Origin of the sequence: Streptomyces sp. UW30 (genome assembly GCF_008042075.1) — a bacterium.
Lineage (GTDB): Bacteria > Actinomycetota > Actinomycetes > Streptomycetales > Streptomycetaceae > Streptomyces.
Window position 1 is genome coordinate 305,236 of record NZ_RDBN01000043.1, and the last position, 24,153, is coordinate 329,388.

The following is a 24,153-nucleotide window of genomic DNA, read 5'->3' on the forward strand; positions in this document are numbered from 1 at the left end:
CGACGAACACGACGACCGAGATGGCCGAGGCGTAGCCGACCCGGCCGGTCAGGCCGGTGCCGGTGCGCTGGACGAGCATGACGAGGGTGGTGTCCTCGCCCGCCGGGCCGCCGCTGGGGCCCGCCATCAGGTACACCTCGGAGAACACCTTGAAGGCGGCGACCGAGGAGAGCGCGCCGACCAGGACCATGGTGGAGCGGACGGCGGGCACGGTGACCGTGAGGAAGCGGCGGATCGATCCGGCTCCGTCCACGGCCGCCGCCTCGTGCAGTTCGCGGGGCACGTTGGCGAGCGCGGCCAGGTAAATGATCATGTAGTAGCCGAGGCCCTTCCAGACCGTGACGGCCATGGCGCTCAGCAGAAGCAGCCACTGGTCGCTGAGGAAGCCGACCCGGCCGACGCCGATGGTCTCCAGCAGGGAGTTCACCAGGCCGCGCTCGTCGAGCAGCCACACCCAGATCAGCCCGACGACCACGATCGAGGCGACGACCGGGGTGTAGAAGGCGGACCGGAAGAAGGTGATGCCGGGGATGTTCTTCTGCACGAGCAGCGCGAGCAGCAGCGGCAGGATCACGAGCGCGGGCACGACGCCGAGGACGTACAGCGTGCTGTTGCGCAGGCCGATCCAGAACATGTCGTCGCCGAGCAGCTCACGGAAGTTGGCCAGGCCCACGAACTCGCCCGGGATCAGGGTGCGGCGGTCGGTGAAGGCGTTGACCAGCGTGGAGAGGAACGGGTACAGGATGAAGGCGCCGGTGATCAGCAGGCCCGGGGCGGCGAACAGCCAGGGGCTGGCGGGCAGTTGGCGCCGCACCCGGGAGACGGTGGAGAGGGCCATCGCGTACTACCCCTGCTGCTGGAGCAGCGTGTTGCAGGCCTTGACAGCGTTGTCGAGAGCTTCCTTGGGGCTCTCCTTGCCCTGCAACGCCTTGGCCACCTCGTTGCGCAGCTCGGTCTTCATCTGCTCGCTGAACAGCACGGGCGTGTAGTTGACCGCGTTCTTCAGCGACTTGGCGGCGGCGACCCGCACGCGTGTCTCGTCGGTGCCGTCCTCCTTGGTGAAGTACGGGTCGTCGAGCGAGCCGGCGGTGCTGGGGAAGATGGCGACCTGCTTGGCGAACGACATCTGGTGCGCGGCGTCGGTGACGTAGTGCGCGAAGGCGACCGCGGCCGGCGTGCGCTTGGTCTGCGCGTTGACCATCACGCCCATCACGTACATGTTGACGTGGCCGGTGCTGGTGATCTGGTCGGTGATGCCGATGTTCTTGTACAGGTTCGGCGCCTGCTTCTTGAAGTTGCCGAGGTCCAGCGCGCTGCCCGGGTTCATGGCGACGGCGCCGGTGAGGAACTTCTTGCCGGACGACTCGGGGGTGGCGGTCAGCGCCTGCGGGTCGAGGGCCTTGGCGTCGTACAGCTCCTTGTACTTGGTGAGGAGCTCGACTCCCTTGGCGTCGTTGAAGCTGAAGGCGGTGCCCTCCTTGTTCATGAGCTCGACGCCGTAGCGGCCGAAGTCCTCGACGGTGGGGACGTTGGCGAGGGTGGCGACCTTGCCGTCCGTCTCCTTCGCCATCTTCAGGGCGGCGTCGAAGACCTCGTCGTACGTCTTCGGCGGCTGCTCCGCGTCGAGGCCGGCCTCCTTGAAGAGGGTCTTGTTGTAGAAGAGCGGGCCGGTGTTGAGGTACCAGGGGAAGGCGTACGTGCCCTGCATGCCCGGTATCCGATGGCTGGCCCACGCCCCCTCCAGATACTCCTTCTTGTACTGCGACGCGGCCTTGTCGAGGTCGAGGGCGAGGCCCGCCTTGGCGAGCGGGGCGACCAGGTCGGGCGAGACGTTGACGACGTCCGGGAGCGTGCCGCCGGCCGCGTCGGCGCTGATCTTGTCGGCGTAGCCCTCGGCGGGCTGGTCGATCCACTTGACGTCGGTGCCGGGGTACTTCTTCTCGAAGTCGGCGATCAGGCCCTCGAAGTAGTCCTTGAAAATGGCGCGCAGGTTCCAGGTCTGGAAGGTGATGTCGCCCTCGACCTTGCCGGAGGCGTCGGCGGTGGCGCTGCCGCCTCCTCCCGAACCGCAGGCGCTGAGCGGCAGGGCGATGCAGACGGCGAATGCGGCAGCGAGGGCTCTACGGGATATGGGCACCGTGAACCGGCCTCCTTTGCGGACGGGTTGGTCGACGAGGCAGACCCTGCATGCCGCTCCACGGGCCCGTCAATGGCTCTCGCGCAGCTAATTTCTTTAGTGACTAATGCGCATTAGGATCACCGAACTGAACCGCATTAGGTTCCCGCACCTGAACCGCATTAGTGCATACTGCTGCGGAATGGGGCGGCGGAATGGGGAATCAGCATGTCAGGCAAGCGGTCACCGGCCCGTCGGCCGACGATGAAGGACATAGCGCGGCACGCCGGGGTCTCCCAGAGCGCGGTGTCCTTCGCGCTGAACGGCCGGCCCGGCGTGTCCGAGGACACCCGTGACCGGGTGCGGCGGGTCGCCGAGGACCTGGGCTGGCGGCCGAGTACGGCGGCGCGCGCACTGTCCGGGGAGGGCGCGGCGACGGTCGGCTTCGTGCTGGCCCGCCCCGCGGACACCCTCGGTGTGGACTCCTTCTTCCTCCAACTCGTCTCCGGGATCCAGGAGGTGCTGGCGGAGCGCCATCTGGGCCTGCTGTTCCAGGTGGTGGAGGACGTCGCCGACGAGTGCGCGGTGTACCGGCGCTGGTGGGCCGAGCACCGGGTGGACGGCGTCCTGGTCGTCGACCCGCGCACCGACGATCCCCGCCCCGACCTTCTGGACGAACTGGGCCTGCCCGCCGTGGTGATCGGCGGCGCGCCGGACGACCGGCACCCCGGCCTGTCGACCGTCTGGGCCGACGACGCGGGCGCGATGGCCTCGGTCGTGGACGGCCTGTACGCCCTCGGCCACCGGCGGATCGTGCACATCGCCGGCCTGCCGGGGCTCGCCCACACCGAGCGCCGTATCCGTACGCTGCGCGCCGAGGCGGGGCGGCGGGGTCTGACCGAGGTGAAGTCGGTGACCACCGACTACTCCGACGCCGAGGGCGCGGCGGTGACCCGCCGGGTGCTGGAGGGTGTCGCCGGGCCGACCGCGCTGATCTACGACAACGACGTGATGGCCGTCGCCGGTGCCGCCACGGCGGCCGAACTCGGTTTCTCCGTACCGGCGGACGTCTCGGTGGTGTCCTGGGAGGACTCGGCACTGTGCCGCATGGTCAAGCCATGGCTGTCGGCGCTGTCCCGGGACAGCGTGGAGTTCGGCCGCACAGCGGCACGCGAACTGACCGCGCTGCTGGACGGGGGGTCGGCGCGGGCGGTACGGGTGCCGGTGCCGCGGCTGATCGAGCGCGGGAGTACGGGGGTGGCGCGGGGCGCGTGACAGGCTGGCGCGCCACCCACGTCGTACGGCCCTAGACCAGCAGTCCCTGAAGCCCCTCGTAGGCGGCCGTCACGATCTCCATCCCCCGGGTGTCCTCCGTGGGCTCGCGCATCTGCTGCGTCACGTAGGCCACGACCATCCGGCTGCCGGGCTCGATCATCACCAGGGATCCGCCCCAGCCGCCCCACCCGTACGTGGTGCCGAAGAGGCCGTAGCCCAGGCCCCACCGCATCGGCATGCCGAGGACGCGGTCGTCGCCGTTGAACTGCTCCTCCCACGCCCGGTCGCAGCCCGCCCGGGACAGCAGCCGCACTCCGCGCACCTCGCCCCCGCAGGCCATCAGGGACTGCACGAGGGCCACCGAGCGGGCGTTGCCGAAGCCGCTGGCCGCGGGGATCTGGGCGCGGCGCCAGGCCGGGCTGTTCCCGTCCCTCACGCGCACGCCGTTGCCCGCCTCGGAGCCCTCCGGGTTGCCCGGAGCGCTGGCCGCGTAGTCCTCGCCCTGCCCGGTCGGCGGAATCGAGGGCGCGACCCGATGGTCGTGCTCGGCGGCCAGGCCGATGTGGAAGTCCGCGCCCAGCGGCCCGGTCACCTCCTCGGCGAGGAACTCGCCCACGCTGCGGCCGCTGACCCGGCGCACCACCTCGCCGACCAGGAATCCCTGGGTGAGCGAGTGGTACCCGGCCGCGGTGCCCGGCTCCCACCGGGGCTCCCGCGCGGCCAGCCGTGCCGTGGCGGACGGCCAGTCGTAGAGGTCCTCGGCCTGCCCGTCCCAGTCGGGCAGGCCGGCGGTGTGCGACAGCAGGTGCCGTACCAGCACCTTCTCCTTGCCCGCCGCCGCGAACTCCGGCCAGTAGCGGGAGACCGGGGTGTCCGGGTCGAGTGCGCCGCGGTCGGCCAGGACGAGGGCGCACAGGGCCGTCATCGTCTTGGTCACCGACCAGACGTTGACGATTGTGTCGCGCTCCCACGGGACGGTGCGGTCGGCGTCCGCGAAGCCGCCCCAGACGTCCACGACCGGTTCGCCGTCCACGAAGACCGCGACGGAGCCACCCGCGTCCCCCGCGTCCAGCATGGCGGCCAGCGCGTTCGGCACGGCGGTGAACAGGTTGTCGTACGAGCCCTGAATGTCGGCCATATGCACCATCCAGCCCGCACGGCCCCGCCCCGGTCAACCGAATTTCAGACCTGCGAGCGGTACAGCCCGAAGTCCACGAGCCGTGCCGCCGCGCGCGAGCCGGTGACGCGGACCCGCCACCGCCGCGCCCGCACCGGCGCCGCCAGCAGCATGATCCGGCTCGCGCCGATCGCGCCGGCCCTGGTCACCTCGGTCCAGGCGCCGTCGCGCTGCGCCTCGACGACGAAGCTCTCGACCTGCTGCCCGTGCCGGATGTCCTCCGCCAGCCGGATCCGGTCCACCTCCCGCTCCCGGCCGAGGTCGACGGTGACACGGTCTGGTGCGGCGGTCGTACGGGCGTCGCGGGCCAGGTCCTGCGGGAGCTCGCGGTCCACGCGCTCGCGGAACTCCCGCAGCCGTGCCACGTCGGCGGCGGGCAGCAGGCCGTCCGTGTCGGGCGGGATGTTGAGCAGCAGCACCGAGTTGCGGCCCACGGACCGGAAGTAGATGTCCGTCAACTGCTCCACGCTCTTGGGCTGTTGATCCGCGTGATAGAACCAGCCGTCCCGGATCGACACATCGCACTCGGCCGGCCACCACTGGAGGTGGTCGGCGACGGGCCTGGCCTTGACGAGGGCGTCACGGCTGCCCATGTCGGGAGCGTCGTAGGCGAGGGCGTAGTCGGTCCGACCGTAGTCCTTCTCCTGGACCGGTACGACGCTCCACTCGTCCTCCCGGGCCAGCCCGCCCTCGTTGCCGACCCAGCGCACATCGGGGCCGGACACGGCGATCACGGCGTCGGGCGCGAGTGAGCGGACGAGAGCGTACCAGCTGTCCCAGTCGTACTTCTCCACCTTGTCCGGCGGGATCCGGCCCTGGGCCCCGTCGAACCACACCTCGTCGATCGGCCCGTACTCGGTGAGGACCTCGTAGAGCTGGTTGAGTATGTGGGCGCCGTAGTCGGTGCCCGGCAGGGTGTACGACCGTGGCGGTGTGCGGTCGTCGCCCTCGACGAGGGTGGGGACGGTGCGGTCGGTGCGGGCGCTGCCGTTGGCGTAGACGCCGTGGAGGTACTGGTTCTCGTCGGCGGGTGAGATGTAGACGCCGACCTTGATGCCGTGGCGGCGCATGGAGTCGGCGAACGAGCGCAGGACGTCCCCCCGGCCGTCGCGCCAACTGCTGGATGCCACCGAGTGGTTGGTGTAGCGGGTCTGGTGGAGCACGAAGCCGTCGTGGTGCTTGACGGTGAGGATGGCGAGCTTGAAGCCGCCGTCGCGCAGGGCGCGGGCCCACTGGTCGGTGTCGAGGCCGGCCGGCTGGAACACGTCCGGGTCCTCGTCGCCGGTGCCCCATTCGAGGCCGGTGAAGGTGTTCACGCCGAAGTGCAGGAAGGCGGTCCGTTCCAGGCGCTGCCAGGCGATCTGCCGTGCGGTGGGGCGGACCTGGGAGGCCTTGCGGACCAGGTCGGCCTCGGTGTCGTCAGGGCTGACGGGGATGCGGTAGCGCGGGTCCTGCACGCGAGCGGTGGCTGCCGCGAGGGCGGGTCCGGTGGCGCCGGTCGCGGCGAGGGCTGCGGCTGTCGCGACGAAGACGCGTCGGGAAACGGCCATGGGAAGGCTCCTCGGGTCAGGTCCTCAGGTCAGCTGCCACAGGGCGGGGGTGCGCTGGTCCGGCGGGTACTGCACGAGCCGGCCGTCGTCCGTCACGCTCACCGTCATCCGGGTGATGGCGTTGACGAGCCGGTAGCCGCCGCCGGCGGGCTCCAACTGCCAGCGCTGGAGGGTGTTCCGGGTGTCGCACGACTGTGGGGTCGCCTCCACCCCGGGCTGGAGCGGCACGTTGAGCGTGAGCTTTCCGCCCCGGATCTCCAGGCAGCCGTCCGCCGTGCGCACGGTCACATGGCCGTCGGCGGTGCGGGCCACCTCGGCGTCGAAGGACCGGCCCTGCGTACGGAAGGTGTACGAGCCGTCGGCCACCGGCACCCGGGTCAGGTCCCGCCAACCCGGTGCGTGCCCGACGGCCGCGCCGCGCGCGGTGAACCCGGTGTAGGTGGCGTCGGGGTGCGGATCGCCCCAGGTGGCCTGGGCGAGGTGGCGCAGCGCGGGCCACAGGGCGACGGCGACCTCGTTCTCGGTCTCGCCCCGGCCGTTGTCGGGCCAGAGGCTGATCTTGGCGCCGGTGATGCCCTCGGCGGTGGCCAGCTTCTCGCCCTCGAAGCTGCGCGGGTCCCAGCTCTGCTCGTACAGCCCCTTGGTGTCGCTGTGGAAGCCGCCGCGGACGAGGTAGAGGGCATAGGCCGCGTTCATCAACGGATAGCCCTGGGAGCGGAGCCGACTCGGTTTCGTCGCCACGTTCAGCCAGTGCTCGACCGTCGTCCCGGCGGCCACCGGGACCGTGTTGGCGCCGGTCAGCCCGTCGTTCCAGATGCGCAGCTTCCTGCCCTTATCCGCCCCGTGGGCGTGGACGCGGTTGACGAAGTCGATGAACGCGTCCTGGGGTGTGGCGCCGGGGCCGTACCTGTCCTGGGCGTACTTCAGGATCTGCGGGTACTTGGCGAAGTCGGAGCCGAGCATGTACTCGTCGGCTCCCATGTGCCAGGACGTCGAGGTGAAGACCTGGGCGTACTCGTCGACGAGGCTCGTGTAGTAGGCGAGGGCCTGCGGCTTCGTGATGTCCAGGCGCGAGGGCTGCTTGTTGCCGTCGGAGTCGGTCAGCTGGAGATCGGGGCGGTTCTCGATCCACGGGTCCATGTGGCCCGGGGAGTTGATCTCGGGGATGATCTCGACGTGGTACCGCTTGCCGAGGGCGACCAGGCCGCGGATCTCGTCCTTGGTGTAGTAGCCCCAGGTGTTGGCCTCGGGGTGGGCGTCGCTCTTCACCTTCAGTTCGAGGAGCAGCTGGTTGAGCTTGTGGTACGCCATCTCGCGGACCAGGTTCTCCAGCCAGGGCAGGGAGACGTGGATGTAGCAGGCGCAGACGCCGACGCCGCGTTCCTTGTAGCGCGGTACGTCGACCGTGCGTCCTGCGGGGATCCGGTCGCCTTGGGCGAGCAGCTGGAGGAGGGTGCGGGTGCCGTAGAAGGCGCCGGTCTCGGTCGCCGCGGTCACCGACAGCCGCTTGCCGACGGTGAGTTCGTAGCCCTCCGCGCCGAGGGAGGTCCGGGCGGGCCGGACGTCGATGACGATGTCGCCGGTCCGGGCGGCGCCGCGCACCACGGGCACGGTGCCGTGGCCCGCGTCGCGCAGGTCGTCGGCGAGGGTGCCCGCGACGCGCCGTTCGCTCGCGCCGTCGGCCACCAGACGGGTGGAGCGCCCGTAGCCGTAACTGCCGGATGCCGGTGTCCAGTCGGTCAGGGCGGGCACTGTGACCGGCGCCGCCGGCTCCTCCCGGGCGACCGCCGGCAGTGGCGCCGTGAGCAAGAGCGTCAGCGCCGCGAGGACTCCGGCCGATCTCCAGCGTCTCCTCATAGGACATCCCCATTCATCGGATGTCTGATGATTGAGCTGGCCCCAAGGGCTGTCAATGGGAGCCGAAAGCAGCCGAGTTGACTTATTGATCGGATGAGGCGCAGGTCAACGGGGCGGCAAAGAAGAGGGGCGCCGCGAAAAGTCCAACAACACCCACGCGAATATCCAAGCCCGGCACCCTCTCGACGGCAGGCTCGCCGAGCGGCAGAGTTCGTCCTACATACTCGCGAGTAAGCCTTGAGGAGCGCCCGTGACCAGCTGGGTCGGTCGGACCGCCGCCGAGATCGCCGCCGCCGTCCGCGAGAAGCGGGCCACGCCCCGGGAGGTGGTGGCCGAGCACCTGGCGCGGATCGCGCGGCTCGACGGCGGCGTCGGCGCGTTCCGGGTGGTGCGGGCCGAGGCGGCGCTCGCCGAGGCCGACGAGGTGGCCTCGCGCGGCGACCTCGCCGAACTGCCCCTGGCGGGTGTGCCGGTGGCCGTCAAGGACAACCTCGCGGTGCGCGGCGAGTCCAAGCGGATCGGTTCCGCGGCGACACCGGACACGCCGGCCGACGACGACCATGTGACCGTGGCCCGGCTGCGTGCCGCCGGTGCGGTGGTCGTGGGACTGACGAACGTCCCCGAGCTGTGTGTCTTCGGCACCACGGAGGGCGTGCACGGCACCGCCCGCAACCCGTGGGACACCTCGCGCACGGCGGGCGGCTCGTCCGGCGGCAGCGCGGCCGCCGTCGCCGCGGGCATGGTGCCGATCGCCCTCGGCAACGACGGCATGGGCTCGCTGCGCATACCGGCGGCCAACTGCGGCCTGATCACCATCAAGCCCGGCACCGGTGTGGTCCCGGCCGGCGTCAGCGACGGCGACTGGTTCGGCATGTCGGAGAACGGCCCGCTGGCCACCACGGTCGAGGACGCGCGCCTGATGCTGTCGGTCCTCGCCGACACCGAGGTGATACGCCCGGACACGCCGAGTACGTACCGGATCGCCGTGTCCCTGCGCAGCCCGATAGCCGGGGTCGCCCTCAGTAAGCCGTACGCGACCGCCGCCCGCGAGGCCGCGGGTCTGCTGATCAAGGCCGGTCACCAGGTGCGACGCGCCGACCCGCCGTATCCGATGTCGCTGGGCGTCACCTCGCTGACCCACTGGACCGCGGGCACCGCCGTGGACGCCAAGGACCTGGACCCGCAGCGGCTGACCCGCCGGACTCGGGTCCACGCCACCGTCGGCAAGCGGTTCGTGAACCGGGTGCGCGGCGGTGAGAGCCGGGACGAGCTGCGCCGGCGCCTCGAACCGTTCTTCGCCGAGTACGACGTGCTGCTCACCCCGGCACTCGCCCGCCGCTCCCCCAGGTCCGAGCCCTGGCACGAGCGGGGCTGGCTGCGCAACGTCATGGCCAACACCAACTACTCGCCGTTCACCCCGCCGTGGAACCTCACCGGCTGGCCCGCGATGGCGATCCCGTTCGGCACTCTGCCGTCCGGCGCCCCTACCGCCGTACAACTGGTCGGGCGCCCCGGCTCGGAGGCGGAGCTGCTGGCGCTGGCGGAGCGCATCGAGGAGCTGGGCCCGTGGCGGCGGACGGCTCCGCTGGAGTAGGGCCTGTACGCGCCTGACTGCCTACGTCGTCGCCGCGAACGGCCCGTCCGCCCCGAACGCGAGCCGTGCGAAGCGTTCGCCGATGCGGCGGTGGGTGGCGGCGTCGGGGTGGAGGTCGTCGGGCAGCGGCAGCTCCGCGGAGTCGGTCTCGCCGTAGAGCTCGCGGCCGTCGAGGTGGTGCAGGTTCGGGTCGTCCGCCGCCCGCTGCCGCACGATGCGGGCCAGCTCGTCCCGGATGACGCCCAGCGTCAGCTTCCCGCTCGCGCGTTCCGCGGGATCGCCCAGGGCGACGAACCTCAGCCGGCCGTTGCTCATGCCGCTGAAGTCCGGCGCGCAGGGGCCCGGCGTGTCCTCGTGGATGGGGCACAGGATGGGCGACACGACGAGCAGCGGCGTCGTCGGGTGTCCGTCCCGGACGGTGTCGAGAAAGCCGTGGACCGCGGGGCCGAAGGCGCGCAGCCGCATCAGGTCCATGTTGACCAGGTTGATACCGATCTTGACGCTGATGAAGTCGGCGGGGGTGTCGCGCAGGGCGCGGGCGGTGAACGGGTCGAGCAGGGCACTGCCGGCCAGTCCCAGGTTGATCAGCTCCACGCCCCCGAGTGAGGCGGCGAGCGCGGGCCACGTGCCGGTGGGGCTCGCGGCGTCGGAGCCGTGGCTGATCGAACTGCCGTGGTGCAGCCACACCTTGCGGCCCGGTTCCCGCGCGGGCTCGACGGGGGCGTCGGTGCGCAGGACGACCAGTTCGGTGGTCTCGTTGTGCGGCAGCCAGATCTCGATGTCCTTGTCGCCCGCGCGGAGCCCGGCGAAGCGGACGGTGCCGACGCGGCCGGGCCGGTACTCGGCGGTCCCGGCCATCATGTCGATGACCACGACATTGCCCTCGGTCACGGTGCCCTGTCCGGCGGGGCGGCCGTCGACGAGCAGGTCGTACACGCCGTCCGGGCGGGGCGGGGCGCCCACATAGGTGCGCTTGGTGGGCAGCGTGTCCAGTTCGACGGCGGTGGCGCGGGTCCGGAAGGCCAGCCGTACGCCCGACGACTGCGACTCGGCCATGGCCAGCTGCCCGTCGGTGTTCTGCGCGCGGGCCCGGGCGGGCAGCCGGTGCGGCAGTACGCCGTGCTCGGTGCGCTCGACGTCGAGGGCGCCGCGCAGCAGGTCGGCGGTGACGGGCGTGGTGATCCAGTCGTGCTCGGTGTCCATGTCCTCTGCCTGTCGGTCAAGGGGTGGGCTCGGTGGGCCAGTTGCGCAGCAGGGCGTCGAGAGCGTCGAGGATCCGGGTCCAGGTCTCCTGGGAGTCGGGAGCGCTGTGGCTGAAGCCGCCCGCCAGCTCCAGGCTTGCGTAGCCGTGGAAGACGCTGCCCAGCAGCCGTACGGCGTGTGTCGCGTCCGGCTCCGTCAGGTCGTAGCCGCGCAGGATCGCGCGGGTCATCTGCGCGTGCCGGACACCGGCGCTCGCCGCCGCGGTCTCGGGGTCGAGCGTCATCCGCGCGGCGGCGGCGCGGCCGGGGTGTTCGAGACCGTAGTCGCGGTAGACGTCGGCGAAGGCGACCAGTGCGTCCTTGCCCGCCCGTCCGGCCACGGCGTCGGCGGCCCGGTCCGCCAGCTCCTCCAGCGCGAACAGGGCGATACGCGTCTTGAGGTCCTGGGAGTTCTTCACGTGCGAGTACAGACTCGCGACCTTGACGTCGAAGCGCCGGGCGAGCTCCGACGCGGTCACCTTCTCGAAGCCGATCTCGTCGGCGAGCTCCGCCCCGGCCCGGACCAGACGTTCCGTGGTCAGCCCTACGCGTGCCATAGCCATCCTCTCGCTTACCGAAAGCGAGTATGCACCTGCCTAAAGCATTTAGGCAAACGAGGATGACATGCAGGGACGAGGGGCGGGCCTTCAGAGGTCCCTGTACATGATGTGCAGCCCCACCCGGCCGTGCCGTGGATGGTCGTACGCGTCCGGCACCGTGCCGAGGATCGTGAAGCCGAGGGAGGTCCACAGACGCACGGCCGGGTTGGTCTCGACGACGGCGTTGAACACCATGCCCCGGTAGCCCTCGGCCTTGGCCGCGGTCAGGATGTGCTCGGCGAGCGCGCGGCCGATGCCGCGCCCGCCGTGATCGGGGTCGACCATGAAGCCGGCGTTGGCGATCCGGGCGGCCGGGCCGCCGTAGTTGGGGGTGACAAAGGCGGAGGCGACGAGGGATCCGGCGTCGTCCTCGACGACGTAGACATGTTTGGCCGGGTTCATCCACAGTGCCCGGGCGGCGTCCTCAGAGGTGTCCGGATCCCATGCGTAGGTCTCGCCGGCGGCGACGATCCGGTGCCAGAAAGGCCAAATCCGCGGCCAGTCGTCGGCCGCGGCTTCTCTGATCAGCATGGGCGTGAGTCTCGCACGCCCATGCGATCGGCGATCGCGAGGGTTCTGCCCCCGTCAGTCGACGCTGGGCAGGATGTGGGGCTCGGCGAGGTCGTCCTCGTACCCCGCCAGGCGGATGGGGGCGGACCTGGCCCACACATCGAGACTGCCGATCTCCTTCGACCGGCCCGCGCGCTCCGTGCGTTCCTTGGGGCGCTGCTCACGATTCGTCTTCTCAGGTGTCACCGCGCACTCCTTTTGTGTCGGATCACCCTCGGGGCGGGCCGGACCAGTCTGCGGTCCGGCACCTGACGCCCGCTCGGGTCTTACTCGAAGTCGGCTCGGACGCGGTGGCGCCGGATAACTGGTGCGAGAGCAGGCCGTTGTGCACCGGCTTGTCCCGGGACGGACCATGGGTGTGGGTTGGGACCCTGTATTGCTGTCCGTCCACTACAGATTAACCAAATGAGCGGGTACCCGCTCGATGGGGCTGCAAACAACGTGTAACTATCCGGAGTCGACCGGTTTTCACCTGCCCGTTATTCACTGTTTTCTTCTGTAATGTGTCGTTTACCAATCACTCGTTCGGCTCAACGGCTCCTCGCCGCCCGGCACCGGACCGATGGACGCAGCGCAGTTCAAGTCCCGTTGGCCGGTTCGCAAGGCGGCCATGATCTGCTGACGGACGGCAACGGCTTGTCCGGCGGGAGGACTGACGCATGGAGCTGCGCAGTGTCGAAGAGCTGATGGATCTGCTGTACGCCTGCCGGGGCACCCGGGACGCACCGGCCCTCGGAAGCGCCCGAGTCGATCTCCACCAACACGCACTACAGACGGCCGCCCTACTGCGCCGTGCCCGCCCCGCCGACAAGGAACTCCAGGTCGCGGGGCTCGTTCATGCCATCGGCCCGCTGCTGCGCCCGGGCGATGTCACCCGCCACTCCGACAGCGCGGCGGACGCGGTGCGACCCCTGCTCGGCGAACGGGTCTCCCACCTCGTCCGCGACCACTGCCGGGCCCGCGAGATCGCCGACGACGACCTGCTGCGCCTGCACCAGGCCGACGAGGAGGGCCGCAGCGTGGAGTTCGACGCCGGGGTGCTGGAGGACTGGCGCGCGGTACTGGAGCTGGTGGCTTCCAGGAACTCGCCGCTCGGGGCTGCCAACTGACGACCCGTCATGAGACGGTACGGCGATGACGTCGCCGTACCGTCTCCAGGGCAGGGCCGCCATCGTCACCGGCGCCACACGCGGCATCGGGCACGCCGTCGCCCGGGAGCTGACGGCGGCCGGGGCGCGGGTATGCGTGACCGCGCGGGACGCGGACGAGGTACGGCGGACGGCTGCCGAGCTGGGCGGCGTGGGGACGGCCGGGAGCATGGCCGACGCCGATCATCCTCGGGCGGTGGCGGATCTCGCCCTGCGCGAGTTCGGCCGGATCGACATCGTCGTCAACAACGCGGCGACGAACCTGCCCTACGGCCCCCTCATGGACGTCGACCCCATGGCGTGGCGCGAGGCGTTCACGGTGAACGTCGAGGCACCGCTACGGCTCGTGCAGTGCGCCTGGCACGCCTGGATGGGCGAACACGGCGGCGCGGTGGTCAACGTCTGCACGGAGGGCGCCGCCCATGTCGGCCCCCGCATCGGGGCCTACGGCACCAGCAAGGCGGCCCTCCTCCATCTGACCCGCCAGCTCGCCGGCGAACTGGGCCCGAAGGTGCGGGTCAACTCCGTCTCGCCCGGACTGATCCGCACCGAGATGGCCCGGTTCGTGTGGGAGCCGGGCGAGGAGGAGGTCGCCGCCGGGCTGCCGCTCGGCCGGATCGGGGAGCCTGAGGACGTGGCGCGGGCGGTGGTGTGGCTGGCGTCGGACGCGGCGGAGTGGGTGACCGGAGCGGATCTGTTGGTGGACGGCGGGACACGGGTGCGTTCCGCGGGACCGGCCACAGCGTTCGCGGTTCATGAACACCTGCGTGCGCACCGGCCCGCCTAGGGGCGCGGGGAACTGCGCGACCAGCCACACTCGGCCCGCAGACGCACGACCGAACCCGCCTACCACTTACCCGGCGCGTAGTCCTTCAGAAAGACGCCGTACACGTCCTCGCCCGCCTCGCCCCGCACGACCGGGTCATAGACCCGAGCCGCGCCGTCGATCAGGTCCAGCGGCGCGTGGAAGCCCTCCTCGGCGAGGCGCAGCTTGTCGAAGTGCGGCCGCTCGTCGGTGATCCACCCGGTGTCGACCGAGGTCATGAGAATCCCGTCGCTCTGGAACATCTCCTGCGCACTGGTCCGGGTCACCATGTTCATGGCGGCCTTGGCGGCGTTGGTGTTCGGGTGCCCCGCACCCTTGTAGCCACGCCCGAAGACGCCCTCCATCGCCGAGACGTTCACGACATACGCGCGCCCGCTCGACGCCTTCCTCGCGGCGTCGGCCATGGCCGGCCGCAGCGCGCTGATCAGGATGAAGGGCGACGTGTAGTTGCAGAGCTGGGTCTCCAGCAGCTCCACCGGCGAGATCTGGTCGATGGTCTGCACCCAGGTGTTGGAGTCGACGACATCGGGGACCAGCCCGCCCGCGTCGATGGCGGTGCCGTCCAGGTGCCGGGCGACGCTGGCGTTGCCCGCGACGAGCGCGAGGTCGGCGACCTTCTGGGCGTCGAGGCCGCTGGTGCCGAGCGGCAGCGCGGCGAGGCCGTCGACGGCGCCGGAGTTGAAGGCGCCGATGACGTGGTGGGCGGGGAGTTCCCCGGCGGGCAGCGGGGCGCTCTCGCCCTCGACCAGCGCGGCGTAGGCGGAGGGCAGCCGGCGTACGGTCTGCGTCGCGTTGTTGACGAGGATGTCGAGCGGGCCCGCCTCGGCGACCTGCTCGGCGAGGGCCACGGACTGGGCCGGGTCACGCAGGTCGATGCCGACGACCTCCAGGCGGTGCATCCAGTCCGCGGAGTCGTCCATGGCCTTGAAGCGGCGGATGGCGTCCTTGGGGAAGCGCGTGGTGATCGTGGTGTGGGCGCCGTCGCGCAGCAGCCGGAGCGCGATGTACATGCCGATCTTGGCGCGGCCGCCGGTGAGCAGGGCGCGCTTGCCGGTGAGGTCGGCGCGGGCGTCGCGCTTGTCGCGGTTCAGGCCGGCGCAGTCCGGACAGAGCTGGTGGTAGAAGTAGTCGACTTCCACGTACCGGGTCTTGCAGGTGTAGCAGGAGCGCGGGCGCTGGAGTATCCCCGCGATCCTGCCCTCCTGCGTCGCCGACGACGGCAGCAGACCCTCGGTCTCGTCGTCGATGCGCTGCGCGGAGCCGGTCGCCGTGGCCTCCGTGACCGCCTTGTCGTGGGCGGTCTTGGCGGCCCGGCGCTCCTGGCGGCGGCGCTGCTTCACGGTGCGGTAGACGCCGGCGGTGGCCCGGCGCACGGCGATGGCGTCGGGGTGGTCGACCTCCAGCTTGTCGAGCTCGTCGAGCACGCTGAGGCACACGGCGAGCCGTTCGGGGTCGATGCCGGGGCCGTACACGACCTCGTCACCCGGCTCGTACACGACCTCGTCCGTGATCGCCGAGCCTTCCTCTGTCACCGTCATCGCGCTGCCGTTTCCCTGATCACCCGAGCGGCGCTCCGATCGCGCCCGCTTTCGAACGGGGAATTGTACGGAGCGCCGGGCCGGACCTCCAAAATCCGGCGAAGCGGGCCCGGGGAAGAGGGGCTCAGGGACCGCAGGCGGTGATCAGCTCGGCCACCTCCTCGGACACGGCCCGCGCGAGCACATCGAGGTCGGGTACGGCCTCGGCGTCGGCGACGAGGCCGTAGTGGACGCGTCCGCGGTAGGTCGAGATCGCGATCGCCAGGGACTGGCCGCGGGCCAGCGGGGCGAACGGGAAGACCTCGGTGACCTGGTGGCCGCCCAGCTTCAGGGCGATGCCGGGCAGCGGCACGCTGGTGACGAGGATGTCGAACCAGAGCCGGGCGGCCCCACCGACCAGCGGTCCGCCGATGCGGTGGCCGAGCGCCGGGACGTGGTCGGCGAGCAGGGCGACGGCGCCCGCGCCCCGGTTCGGGCCCAGGTCCTTGTTGCGGTCCATGGCGGTGCGGACCGTGGCGAGGCGGCGCAGCGGCTCGGGGTCGTCCACCGGGAGCCGTATCAAGTAGCCGGAGAGCCGGTTGCCCTGCGGGTGTGCGGTGCGCGGGCGACGCCTGGAGACAGGGATCAGGGCGCGCGGCGCGACTCCCTCGCTGCCGTCGCCGCGCTCGTCGAGCCAACGGCGCAGGGCGCCCGCGACGACCGCGATGAGGACGTCGTTGACGGTGCCGCCGACGGCCTTGCGGATCACGTGCACATCGTCGATGTCGACGACGACCCCGGCGGTACGGCGAGTGCCGCTCGACTCGGCGGTCAGCGCGTCCGACGAGCGCATCCCCAGCGTCGACACGGCGACGGAGGCGCCGATGTCGAGGGCCCGGCCCACGTCGGACACGGCGCCGCGCACCAGTCCCGGCAGCCTGCGCACATCCGGGAGGCGACGGCCCCGGGGCTCCTCCGGGCGGGGCTTGCGTGCGGGCATGTCCATCGGGTCCAGGACAGCGGCGGCGAGCGTCAGCGCCCGCAGTCCGTCGGCGAGGGCGTGGTGGAACTTGAACAGCACCGCGAACGACACCCCGTCCTCGCCCGGCAGCACATGCGCCTCCCACGGCGGCCGGCCGCGCTCCAGCGGGCGCTCCATGAGCCGGCCCGCCACCGCCTGGAAGTCGGCGGTCGGGGCGTGCAGCCGGACGTGGTCGAGCGGGTCGAAGTCCGGGGCGGGCTCACGGGTGGCGCCGCCGAAGGAGAACGGCTGGAGGAGGGCGCGCGGCTGCCAGGCGTCCCGGATGCGCATCCGCAGTCCCGGCACGGCCGCGGCACGGGCGGCGAGCAGGTCGGCCGCGTGAGCACCCGCGGTGGGCGTGTGTGCCGCGAAGACGCCGAGGGCGCCCAGGTGCATGGGGTGTTCGGCGGACTCGATGTTCCAGAACGCCAGGTCGAGGGGTGCGAGCAGGTCAGAGGTCAAGGCTTGCCTCGCGTCGACGAAGGGTGGACCAGCAGTCAATCGCCCTCTGGCGATTACAGTCAAGTACGATCAAGCTACGCTCAGTTAACGACAGATTAAGTCCCGCCCCTCGTGAAAGGGGCGGGACTCATGGTGCATATGAGGTCACTCCACCACGGGTAGCGGCACCGGGCATCCCGAGGGCGTCACCCGGGAGGCGTCACGGATCAGCGCCTCGTGAGCGGCCCTCAGCCGTGCCGCGTCCGGCTTGAGCACGGCACGGTCGTAGGTCAGCAGCCCGTTCAGCTCGCCCTCGACGTCCGTGATCTGGGTGTACACGGCGCCGTTGCCGCCCTTGCAGACCAGGGCCCGCACCTCGTCGAGTCTGGCCAGATAGCCGTCCGTGTAGGTCGCAGGGTCGACGTCGACGTACGACTGCTGCACCGACCAGGCGTGACCGGGCACCGCGAGGCCGAGGCCGCCGTACTCGCCGCTGACCAGCGCCCGCTCGCCGTCGGGGCGCGGCGGCAGGGCCGGGCTCGGATAGCCGTGCTCGTCCATGATGTCGCCGGCATTGCCGTCGGCCCCGAGGTTCAGCCCGGACTGGTTGTTGACCAGCCGGGTGGGGTCCCAGGCCTTCGCCTGTTCGGCTATCCGGCCGACGTCGTACTGCCCCCAGCCCTCGTTGAAGGTGACCCACATGACCACCGACGGGCTGCTGATGTGCTCGTCGATCATCTGCTTCATCTCGCGCTCGTACTGCGCGCGGGCCTCGGCACCCGGGTTCACCCCCGCGGTCATCGCGGGCATGTCCTGCCACACCAGCAGACCGAGCCGGTCGGCCCAGTAGAACCACCGGTCCGGCTCGACCTTGATGTGCTTGCGCACGGAGTTGAAGCCCAGCTGCTTGTGCGCCTTCAGGTCGTGGGCGAGTGCCTCGTCCGTCGGGGCGGTGTGCAGGCCGTCGGGCCAAAAGCCCTGGTCGAGGGTGGCCATCATGAAGATCGGCTCGCCGTTGAGGACCATGCGCGGGACGCCGTTCACCTTCTCGACGGCGATGGAGCGCATGCCGAAGTAGCTGCCGACGCGGTCGGCGCCGACGGCCACCTTCAGGTCGTACAGGAACGGATCGTCGGGCGACCACAGGTGCGGATCGCGGAGGGTCAGGGTCAGCGGCCCGCCGGTGCGGCCGCTCGCGGTGGCGACCTTGCGCCGTCCGTCGTACACGGTCACCGTGACGGGTACCCCGTCGCGCACACCCTGCGGCTCGACGGTCAGGGTGCCCGCGTCGACGTCGGGGGTGAGCTTCAGCCCGTCCACGTGGTCGGGGGCGACCGGCTCCATCCACACCGTCTGCCAGATGCCGGAGGACGGGGTGTACCAGATGCCGCTGGGGTCCAGGCGCTGCTTGCCGAGCGGCGGGTTCTCGCCGTTCGCCGCGTCGGTCGGGTCGTACACGCCGACGATGAGCTCCTGGGTGCGGCCGGGCTTCAGCGCGTCGGTGATGTCGGCGCTGAACTTGTCGTAGCCGCCGGTGTGCTCGGTGACCTTCGTGCCGTTGACGTACACCTCGGACCGCCAGTCGACGCCGCCGAAGTTGAGGCTCAGGCGCTTGCCGGAGCCGATGCGCCAGTCGGCCGGGACGGTGAAAGTGCGGCGGTACCACATGCGGTCCTCGTGGCGTTCGAGGCCGGAGAGCTGGGACTCGACCGGGTAGGGGACGAGGATCCGCTCGGCGAGGTCCCTGCCGACCGGGGGCCGCTCCCCCGCCTCGGCCGCCGCGAACTGCCAGCTGCCGTTGAGGTTGCGCCAGGCGTCCCGGGTCAGCTGCGGGCGCGGGTACTCGGGGTGGGCGTTGCCCGGGCCCACCTCGTCGGCCCACTTCGTCCGCAGCTGATACGTCGAGCGGTTGGGGCCGCTGCTCAGGAAGGCCTTGACAACGTTGCCGCCGGTGTCGGCCAGGCCGCCCGCTCCGTCGTAGCGGACATCGGCGATGCCACGCGCCGTCCCGGTCTTGTTGCCGACCACGGGCTCCTTCAGCCCGACGAGGAGGGCCTTCGGGTCGGCCGGATCGACCTTGGCGCTCGCGAGCGGCCAGGTGGCTCCGCCGATCACCGCGTTGAGGTGGTCGGTGACGCCGGCCGGGGGTGCGGAGAGGCCGCGGGCGAAGTCGAGCTTGAGCGTGCGGCCGTCGCCGAGGACGGTGGCCGCGATGGCTCCGTCGTAGTCGAAGCCGTCGGGGAGGCGGAACGCGGACTGCGGGACGGGCGCCTTGCTGCCGCCGGGCTCGGTCCAGCGCAGATGGAGGTTGGAGCCGCCGTAATGCTCGAAGTACTCGACCTTGATGTCGTAGGCGGTGCCTGCGGTCAACTCGACGGGCGCGGCCATCTGCTCACGGTCCCAGTCGTCGACCCAGTGGTCGATGGCGAGCTTTCCGTCCACCCAGAGGCGGAAGCCGTTGTCGCCGATGATCGAGAAAGTGTGGGGGCCGGTCCGCTCCGGCACGATCTTTCCGGTCCAGCGGACGCTGACGTCGTCCGAACGGCCGGCGGTGAAGGCCAGACGCGGCTCCAGGTTGTCGAAGTCGAGCGTGGGGTCGAAGGCGGTCGCCTTGAGCTCGTGGAAGTCGAAGGCGCCGGGGGCGGAGTGGGTGTAGTACTCGCCCTTCAGACCATGGATCTCCACGGGATCGTCGGCCGCGGCCGGGGCGGGTGCCGCGGTCAGTCCCGCGATCCCGAGGGTTGCGGCGAGCAGTAGTCCGAGTCGGTTTCTGAGCCATCGTGTGCGCACAGAGCCTCCATAACAACGTTGTCATGGACATTTATTGGCATGACAGCACGGATTCCACCGCCCGTCCAGGAACATGACAAGTCTGGATCAGCGTTCCGATCGGTCAATTGGCGCTACCAGACACGCAATTGACGGTTCATCAATTGCCGAATCAAGTACAACTTTACTATTTCTTGGTGTAGCTCGGCCGTCGATTACGTGAGCCTCGTGGGCACCACGCGGTGACTTTGAGCCCAGTGAGAACAACGGGCCATGTCGCCGTCCCCCCATGTACGGCATGTACGGCGAGAGGCAACACCCATGACGAGGAACCGCGCATCGCGGTACGGCGGCCGCACGTTGGTGCTGGCTGCGACGGCCTTCGGGATGATCGCGGCGGCCGTGCCCGCCGCGGCCGAGGAGCAGCCCACCGCGGAGCAGATCATGGCCGACTGCGCTTCCGGGGAGGGCAAGTGCGGCTTCAACTCCCCGGAGATCGGCCAGGCTTACCTCGGTGAGCCCCGTCAGGTCTCGGAACTGCTCTACAACTGCACCGCCTCGCCCGCCTCCCAGTCGATGTCGTGGGCCGACACCGTGGGCTCCTCCCACTCGGTGGGAGGCTCGGTCACCGTCGGCGGGGGCATCGAAGGGATCATCACCGCCAGTGTGACCGCGACGTACAACTACACCTGGCAGAGCTCGCACACGGAGACGAGCACCTTCACCGTGAACGTCCAGCCGGGAGAAGTCGGCTGGATCTCCCGCGCGCAGGTGATGCAGCGGATCACCGGCACCTGGCAGACCCACTACGACGACCCCAAGTGGGGCCACTACTACTGGTTCGTACCCGACGTGATCACCGGCCCCGCCCCGAACGGCACGGACGGCAGGCACAACGCGGTCGTGGTCAAGTCCCGCAAGATGACGGCCGACGAGAAGAGGCTCTGCTCCACCGGTTCCAAGCGGGGCGAGGTCTTCACGCGCGGCGGCTGAGCGGACGGGAAGGGGGGCCGTCGAAGAGGCGGCCCCCCGCACCGCGATCGGACGACCGCTAGGACACCTGCTGTCCCTTCCCCAGCGCGATCACGCCGCCCTTGGAGACGGTGTAGAGATCCGAGTCCCGCTCCGGATTGACGCCGATCGTCGCGCCCGGGGGAACATCGACGTTCTTGTCGAGCACCGCGCCCCGCACCACCGCGCCCCGCCCTATGTGCACGTTGTCGTGCAGCACCGACCCCTGCACCACCGCCCCGGGGTCGACCACGACTCCCGGCGAGAGCACGGACCGCGTGACCTGCCCGCGGATCAGGCACCCGGCGCTGATGATGGACTCGCTGGCCATGCCGCCCGCGTTGAAGCGTGCCGGGGAGAGCTGGCCCGAGTGGGTGTAGATGGGCCAGCTGCGGTTGTACAGGTTGAAGGCGGGGCGCTCGGCGATCAGGTCCATGTGGGCGTCGTAGTACGCGTCCAGCGTGCCCACGTCCCGCCAGTAGCCCTGGTCGCGGGTGGTCTCACCCGGCACGTGGTTGGCGCTGAAGTCGTACAGCTGGGCCTCGCCCCGGTCGGTGAGCTGCGGCAGGATCGAACCGCCCATGTCGTGCACGGAGTTCCGGTCCTCGGCGTCCCGCTGGAGCGCCTCGACGAGGGTCTTGGTGGTGAAGATGTAGTTGCCCATCGAGGCGTAGACGCACTCCGGGTCGTCCGGGAGGCCCGGCGGGTCGGCGGGCTTCTCCAGGAACCGCTCCACCGTCTGCCCGTCCGAGCCGGGGCTGATCACGCCGAACGACGACGACTCGATACGCGGCACGCGTATGCCCGCCACGGTGACGCCGGCGCCGCCCTCGATGTGCTGGGCGAGCATCTGGCGCGGGTCCATGCGGTACACGTGGTCGGCGCCGAACACCGCGACGTACTCGGGCCGTTCGTCGTAGATCAGGTTCAGTGACTGCAGGATCGCGTCCGCGCTGCCCAGGAACCAGCGCGGGCCGAGCCGCTGCTGGGCGGGGACCGGGGTCACGTAGTTGCCGAGCAGGCTCGACATGCGCCAGGTCGTGGTGATGTGCCGGTCCAGGGAGTGCGACTTGTACTGCGTGAGGACGCAGATGCGCAGGATGTCGGCGTTGACGAGGTTCGAGAGGACGAAGTCGACGAGGCGGTAGGTGCCGCCGAAGGTGACCGCTGGTTTCGCGCGGTCCGCGGTCAGGGGCATCAGGCGCTTGCCTTCTCCGCCCGCCAGTACGATTCCGAGCACCGAAGGTCCGCCACGACGCATGGCCGCTCCCCTCACCGTGGTTGATGCCAGCCTGCCCCTGAGTCGCGCGCGCTAAGCCTGTTTGAGGATCTCCCGGTAGAGCCCGGCGGTCCGGCGTGCCACGGCGTCCCAGCCGAACTCCCCCACCGCGCGCTCCCGTCCGGCCTCGCCCATCCGCCGGGCGGTCTCCGGGTCGCCGATGACGGAGTCCAGCGCCCGCGCGAGGCCCGCCTCGAAGTCGTCGTCCAGCGGGACGAGGAGTCCGGTCTTGCCGTCGTCGACGACCTCGGGGATGCCGCCGACCTGCGAGGCCACCACGGGAGTTCCGCAGGCCATCGCCTCCAGGTTGACGATGCCGAGGGGTTCGTACACCGAAGGGCAGACGAACACGGCGGCGTGTGTGAGGAGCTGGATCACTTCCGGACGGGGCAGCATCTGCGGGATCCAGTGCACGCCCTCGCGGACCCGGCTCAGCTCCTGGTAGAGGTCGCGGAACTCCTGGTCGATCTCGGGGGTGTCGGGTGCGCCGGCACACAGCACGACCTGTGCGGCCGGGTCGATGTGCCGTATCGCGCGCAGCAGATGGGGCACGCCCTTCTGGCGGGTGATGCGGCCGACGAACAGCACGTACGGGCGGTCGGCGTCGAGGCCGAAGCGGGTGAGGACGTCGGTGCGGTGGTCGGGCCGGTACAGGGTGGTGTCGATGCCGTTGTGCACGATGTGGACGCGGGCCGGGTCCAGCGCCGGATAGCAGCCGAGGATGTCCTCGCGCATGGCCCCGGAGACGGCGATCACCGCGTCGGCGGCCTCGATCGCGGTGCGCTCGGCCCAGCTGGACAGGGCGTATCCGCCGCCGAGTTGCTCGGCCTTCCAGGGGCGCAGCGGCTCCAGGGAGTGGGCGGTCATCACATGCGGGATGCCGTACAGGAGCTTGGCGAGGTGACCGCCGAGGTTGGCGTACCAGGTGTGGGAGTGGACGAGTTCGCGGCCTTCGAGGCCGGCGGCCATGGCGAGGTCCACGGAGAAGGTGCGCAGCGCGTCGTTGCTGGTGTCGAGGGCGGACCAGGGGCGGTGGCGCAGCACGCCCACCGCGCGGCCCTCGCCCCAGCAGTGCACCTCCAGGTCGACGAGATCCCGCAACTCCCGGGCGAGGAACTCGACATGGACACCCGCGCCGCCGTACACGTCCGGCGGGTACTCCCGGGTCAGCAGGCCCACTCGCACCCGGAACCCCCTGTTCTCAGCGGCTGGTTGCCCTTTCATGGTCACCCAGATGGGGCGCGTGGGGAAGAGCGCGGGGCTCGTGTGAAGCAACAGTCACCGCACAGACCGCCGCCCGGCACCCGGTAGTAGAGGCAGCAGCTGCGGCGCCGGAAAGCGGTTCCGTGGAGGGTGCCGGTGCCGGCGAGGAGGGGATGGGTGAAGAGCTCGACGGTCAGGGCGTGGGCGCGTGCGGCGACGTCCGTGCGGCCGTGGGCGCGCGCCCACTGATCGAGTTGCCGGGCGGCGCCCGCGAGCGCGGATCCCGCGTTGCCCCACAGCAGGCCGTCGGCGACTCGGTACCGGGAGCGCAGGGCGGCGGTCAGCGGTTCGAGGTGGCCGTGCAGGACGACGTCCGCGACGGTCGACGCGTCCGCGGGGCGCGGGCGTACCTCGGCGAGCCACAGGTCGTCGGGGGCGCCGGCGTCGGGGTCCCAGCGCAGCAGGCTGGGGTCGAGGTCGGGGACGGCGCCGTACAGGGCGGCGCAGCCGAGCGTCACCGACCACAGCCGGGCGGCCAGGCCCTGCTGGGCCACGGAGGCGGCGATCCGCGGCTCGGGGGCGCGCAGGGCGTCCGCGACCTTCCGCACCCGGAAGGCAAGGGGATCCCCGGGCTCCGCGGGCCCGGGTTCCGCGTAGGCCTGCGCCAGCGTCGCGAGTGGCCGAACAGCTTCCCCGGCCGCGCTTAGGACGAAGAAGCCGCCGAGCGGCCGGAGCGCGGCGAGATCGGGGTCGAGATCCACGAAGAGCAGTAGTACCAGGGGCCGTCGGGGTCTTCACCTGGGGGTCTCCCCCGGGGGTCACCCGTCTTGGGGATGAGTCCGGCGCCGTAGTACTCCATCGGCAGTACGACACAGTGCGTGCTCTGGTACGACGACGGGAAGAGGTTTTCGAGGCATCGTGTTGATTATGAAAGCCGACCGTTCGCCGCGCCGGGGTTC

20 protein-coding genes are annotated in these 24,153 nt (G+C 70.8%); 5 read left to right on the forward strand and 15 right to left on the reverse strand.

The features are described from left to right. Positions 1 to 838: carbohydrate ABC transporter permease (locus EAO75_RS31740; protein ID WP_147998695.1), on the reverse strand; the 838-nt coding region annotated here is incomplete at its 3' end. Positions 839 to 844: 6 nt separating this feature from the next. Beyond that, entirely contained in the window at positions 845 to 2,137 is a 1,293-nt protein-coding gene (locus EAO75_RS31745; RefSeq protein WP_147998592.1) for an ABC transporter substrate-binding protein, read from the reverse strand. Between the two features lie 207 nt (positions 2,138 to 2,344). On the opposite strand from EAO75_RS31745, the gene EAO75_RS31750 reads away from it, so the two are divergent. Further along, the gene (locus EAO75_RS31750; RefSeq protein ID WP_147998593.1) at positions 2,345 to 3,391 is read left to right on the forward strand and encodes a LacI family DNA-binding transcriptional regulator; all 1,047 of its coding nucleotides are present in this window, start codon (positions 2,345 to 2,347) and stop codon (positions 3,389 to 3,391) included. Positions 3,392 to 3,422: 31 nt separating this feature from the next. Here the strand turns inward: EAO75_RS31750 and EAO75_RS31755 are convergent, their stop codons facing one another. Genes EAO75_RS31755 through EAO75_RS31765 form a run of 3 tightly spaced genes read right to left on the reverse strand, consistent with a single transcriptional unit; the run spans position 3,423 to position 7,975 of the window. Further along, positions 3,423 to 4,529 (reverse strand): serine hydrolase domain-containing protein, encoded by a 1,107-nt coding sequence (locus tag EAO75_RS31755; RefSeq protein ID WP_147998594.1) that lies wholly within the window; start codon positions 4,527 to 4,529, stop codon positions 3,423 to 3,425. 44 nt (positions 4,530 to 4,573) lie between these two features. Next, positions 4,574 to 6,118 carry an alpha-L-fucosidase gene (locus EAO75_RS31760; RefSeq protein ID WP_147998595.1) on the reverse strand — a complete coding sequence of 515 codons (1,545 nt, stop codon included), beginning with the start codon at positions 6,116 to 6,118 and terminating at the stop codon, positions 4,574 to 4,576. A 24-nt stretch (positions 6,119 to 6,142) separates the two neighbouring features. Further along, a complete protein-coding gene (locus EAO75_RS31765) occupies positions 6,143 to 7,975 on the reverse strand; it encodes a family 20 glycosylhydrolase (RefSeq protein WP_147998596.1) in 1,833 nt (610 codons plus the stop codon). A 250-nt stretch (positions 7,976 to 8,225) separates the two neighbouring features. Between EAO75_RS31765 and EAO75_RS31770 the strand changes: the two genes are divergently transcribed. Then, positions 8,226 to 9,569, forward strand: coding sequence for an amidase (locus EAO75_RS31770; protein WP_147998597.1), 1,344 nt, complete (start codon positions 8,226 to 8,228; stop codon positions 9,567 to 9,569). 21 nt (positions 9,570 to 9,590) lie between these two features. On the opposite strand, the gene EAO75_RS31775 is transcribed toward EAO75_RS31770, so the two are convergent. The 4 genes from EAO75_RS31775 to EAO75_RS46120 form a co-directional block, all read right to left on the reverse strand. Further along, entirely contained in the window at positions 9,591 to 10,772 is a 1,182-nt protein-coding gene (locus EAO75_RS31775) for a GDSL-type esterase/lipase family protein (RefSeq protein WP_147998598.1), read from the reverse strand. 16 nt (positions 10,773 to 10,788) lie between these two features. Continuing rightward, a complete protein-coding gene (locus EAO75_RS31780) occupies positions 10,789 to 11,367 on the reverse strand; it encodes a TetR/AcrR family transcriptional regulator (protein WP_147998599.1) in 579 nt (192 codons plus the stop codon). A gap of 90 nt (positions 11,368 to 11,457) precedes the next feature. Then, positions 11,458 to 11,940 (reverse strand): GNAT family N-acetyltransferase, encoded by a 483-nt coding sequence (locus EAO75_RS31785; protein ID WP_147998600.1) that lies wholly within the window; start codon positions 11,938 to 11,940, stop codon positions 11,458 to 11,460. Between the two features lie 54 nt (positions 11,941 to 11,994). Continuing rightward, positions 11,995 to 12,165, reverse strand: a complete 171-nt coding sequence (locus EAO75_RS46120) for a hypothetical protein (RefSeq protein WP_187284650.1) — start codon at positions 12,163 to 12,165, stop codon at positions 11,995 to 11,997. A gap of 473 nt (positions 12,166 to 12,638) precedes the next feature. Between EAO75_RS46120 and EAO75_RS31790 the strand changes: the two genes are divergently transcribed. Together EAO75_RS31790 and EAO75_RS31795 are read left to right on the forward strand one after the other, a co-directional pair. Further along, positions 12,639 to 13,088, forward strand: coding sequence for an HD domain-containing protein (locus tag EAO75_RS31790; protein ID WP_147998601.1), 450 nt, complete (start codon positions 12,639 to 12,641; stop codon positions 13,086 to 13,088). A 25-nt stretch (positions 13,089 to 13,113) separates the two neighbouring features. Then, a complete protein-coding gene (locus EAO75_RS31795; RefSeq protein ID WP_147998602.1) occupies positions 13,114 to 13,914 on the forward strand; it encodes an SDR family oxidoreductase in 801 nt (266 codons plus the stop codon). Between the two features lie 59 nt (positions 13,915 to 13,973). Here the strand turns inward: EAO75_RS31795 and EAO75_RS31800 are convergent, their stop codons facing one another. The 3 genes from EAO75_RS31800 to EAO75_RS31810 form a co-directional block, all read right to left on the reverse strand. After that, complete coding sequence (locus tag EAO75_RS31800; RefSeq protein ID WP_147998603.1) at positions 13,974 to 15,491, reverse strand: SDR family NAD(P)-dependent oxidoreductase; 1,518 nt, start codon at positions 15,489 to 15,491, stop codon at positions 13,974 to 13,976. A 124-nt stretch (positions 15,492 to 15,615) separates the two neighbouring features. Then, the gene (locus tag EAO75_RS31805; RefSeq protein WP_147998604.1) at positions 15,616 to 16,953 is read right to left on the reverse strand and encodes a wax ester/triacylglycerol synthase family O-acyltransferase; all 1,338 of its coding nucleotides are present in this window, start codon (positions 16,951 to 16,953) and stop codon (positions 15,616 to 15,618) included. Between the two features lie 144 nt (positions 16,954 to 17,097). Further along, on the reverse strand, positions 17,098 to 19,722 hold the full coding sequence (locus EAO75_RS31810) for a PA14 domain-containing protein (protein WP_147998605.1): 2,625 nt from the start codon (positions 19,720 to 19,722) through the stop codon (positions 17,098 to 17,100). A gap of 300 nt (positions 19,723 to 20,022) precedes the next feature. On the opposite strand from EAO75_RS31810, the gene EAO75_RS31815 reads away from it, so the two are divergent. Then, positions 20,023 to 20,694 (forward strand): hypothetical protein, encoded by a 672-nt coding sequence (locus tag EAO75_RS31815; RefSeq protein WP_147998606.1) that lies wholly within the window; start codon positions 20,023 to 20,025, stop codon positions 20,692 to 20,694. A gap of 58 nt (positions 20,695 to 20,752) precedes the next feature. On the opposite strand, the gene glgC is transcribed toward EAO75_RS31815, so the two are convergent. The 3 genes from glgC to EAO75_RS31830 are packed head-to-tail and all read right to left on the reverse strand — an operon-like array spanning position 20,753 to position 23,955. Beyond that, positions 20,753 to 21,973: a glucose-1-phosphate adenylyltransferase gene (gene glgC / locus EAO75_RS31820; RefSeq protein WP_147998607.1), complete on the reverse strand. Its 1,221-nt coding sequence runs from the start codon at positions 21,971 to 21,973 to the stop codon at positions 20,753 to 20,755. A 51-nt stretch (positions 21,974 to 22,024) separates the two neighbouring features. After that, positions 22,025 to 23,176 (reverse strand): glycogen synthase, encoded by a 1,152-nt coding sequence (glgA, locus tag EAO75_RS31825; protein ID WP_147998608.1) that lies wholly within the window; start codon positions 23,174 to 23,176, stop codon positions 22,025 to 22,027. Between the two features lie 41 nt (positions 23,177 to 23,217). Next, positions 23,218 to 23,955 carry a (2Fe-2S)-binding protein gene (locus EAO75_RS31830; RefSeq protein ID WP_147998609.1) on the reverse strand — a complete coding sequence of 246 codons (738 nt, stop codon included), beginning with the start codon at positions 23,953 to 23,955 and terminating at the stop codon, positions 23,218 to 23,220. Positions 23,956 to 24,153 lie beyond the last annotated feature (198 nt).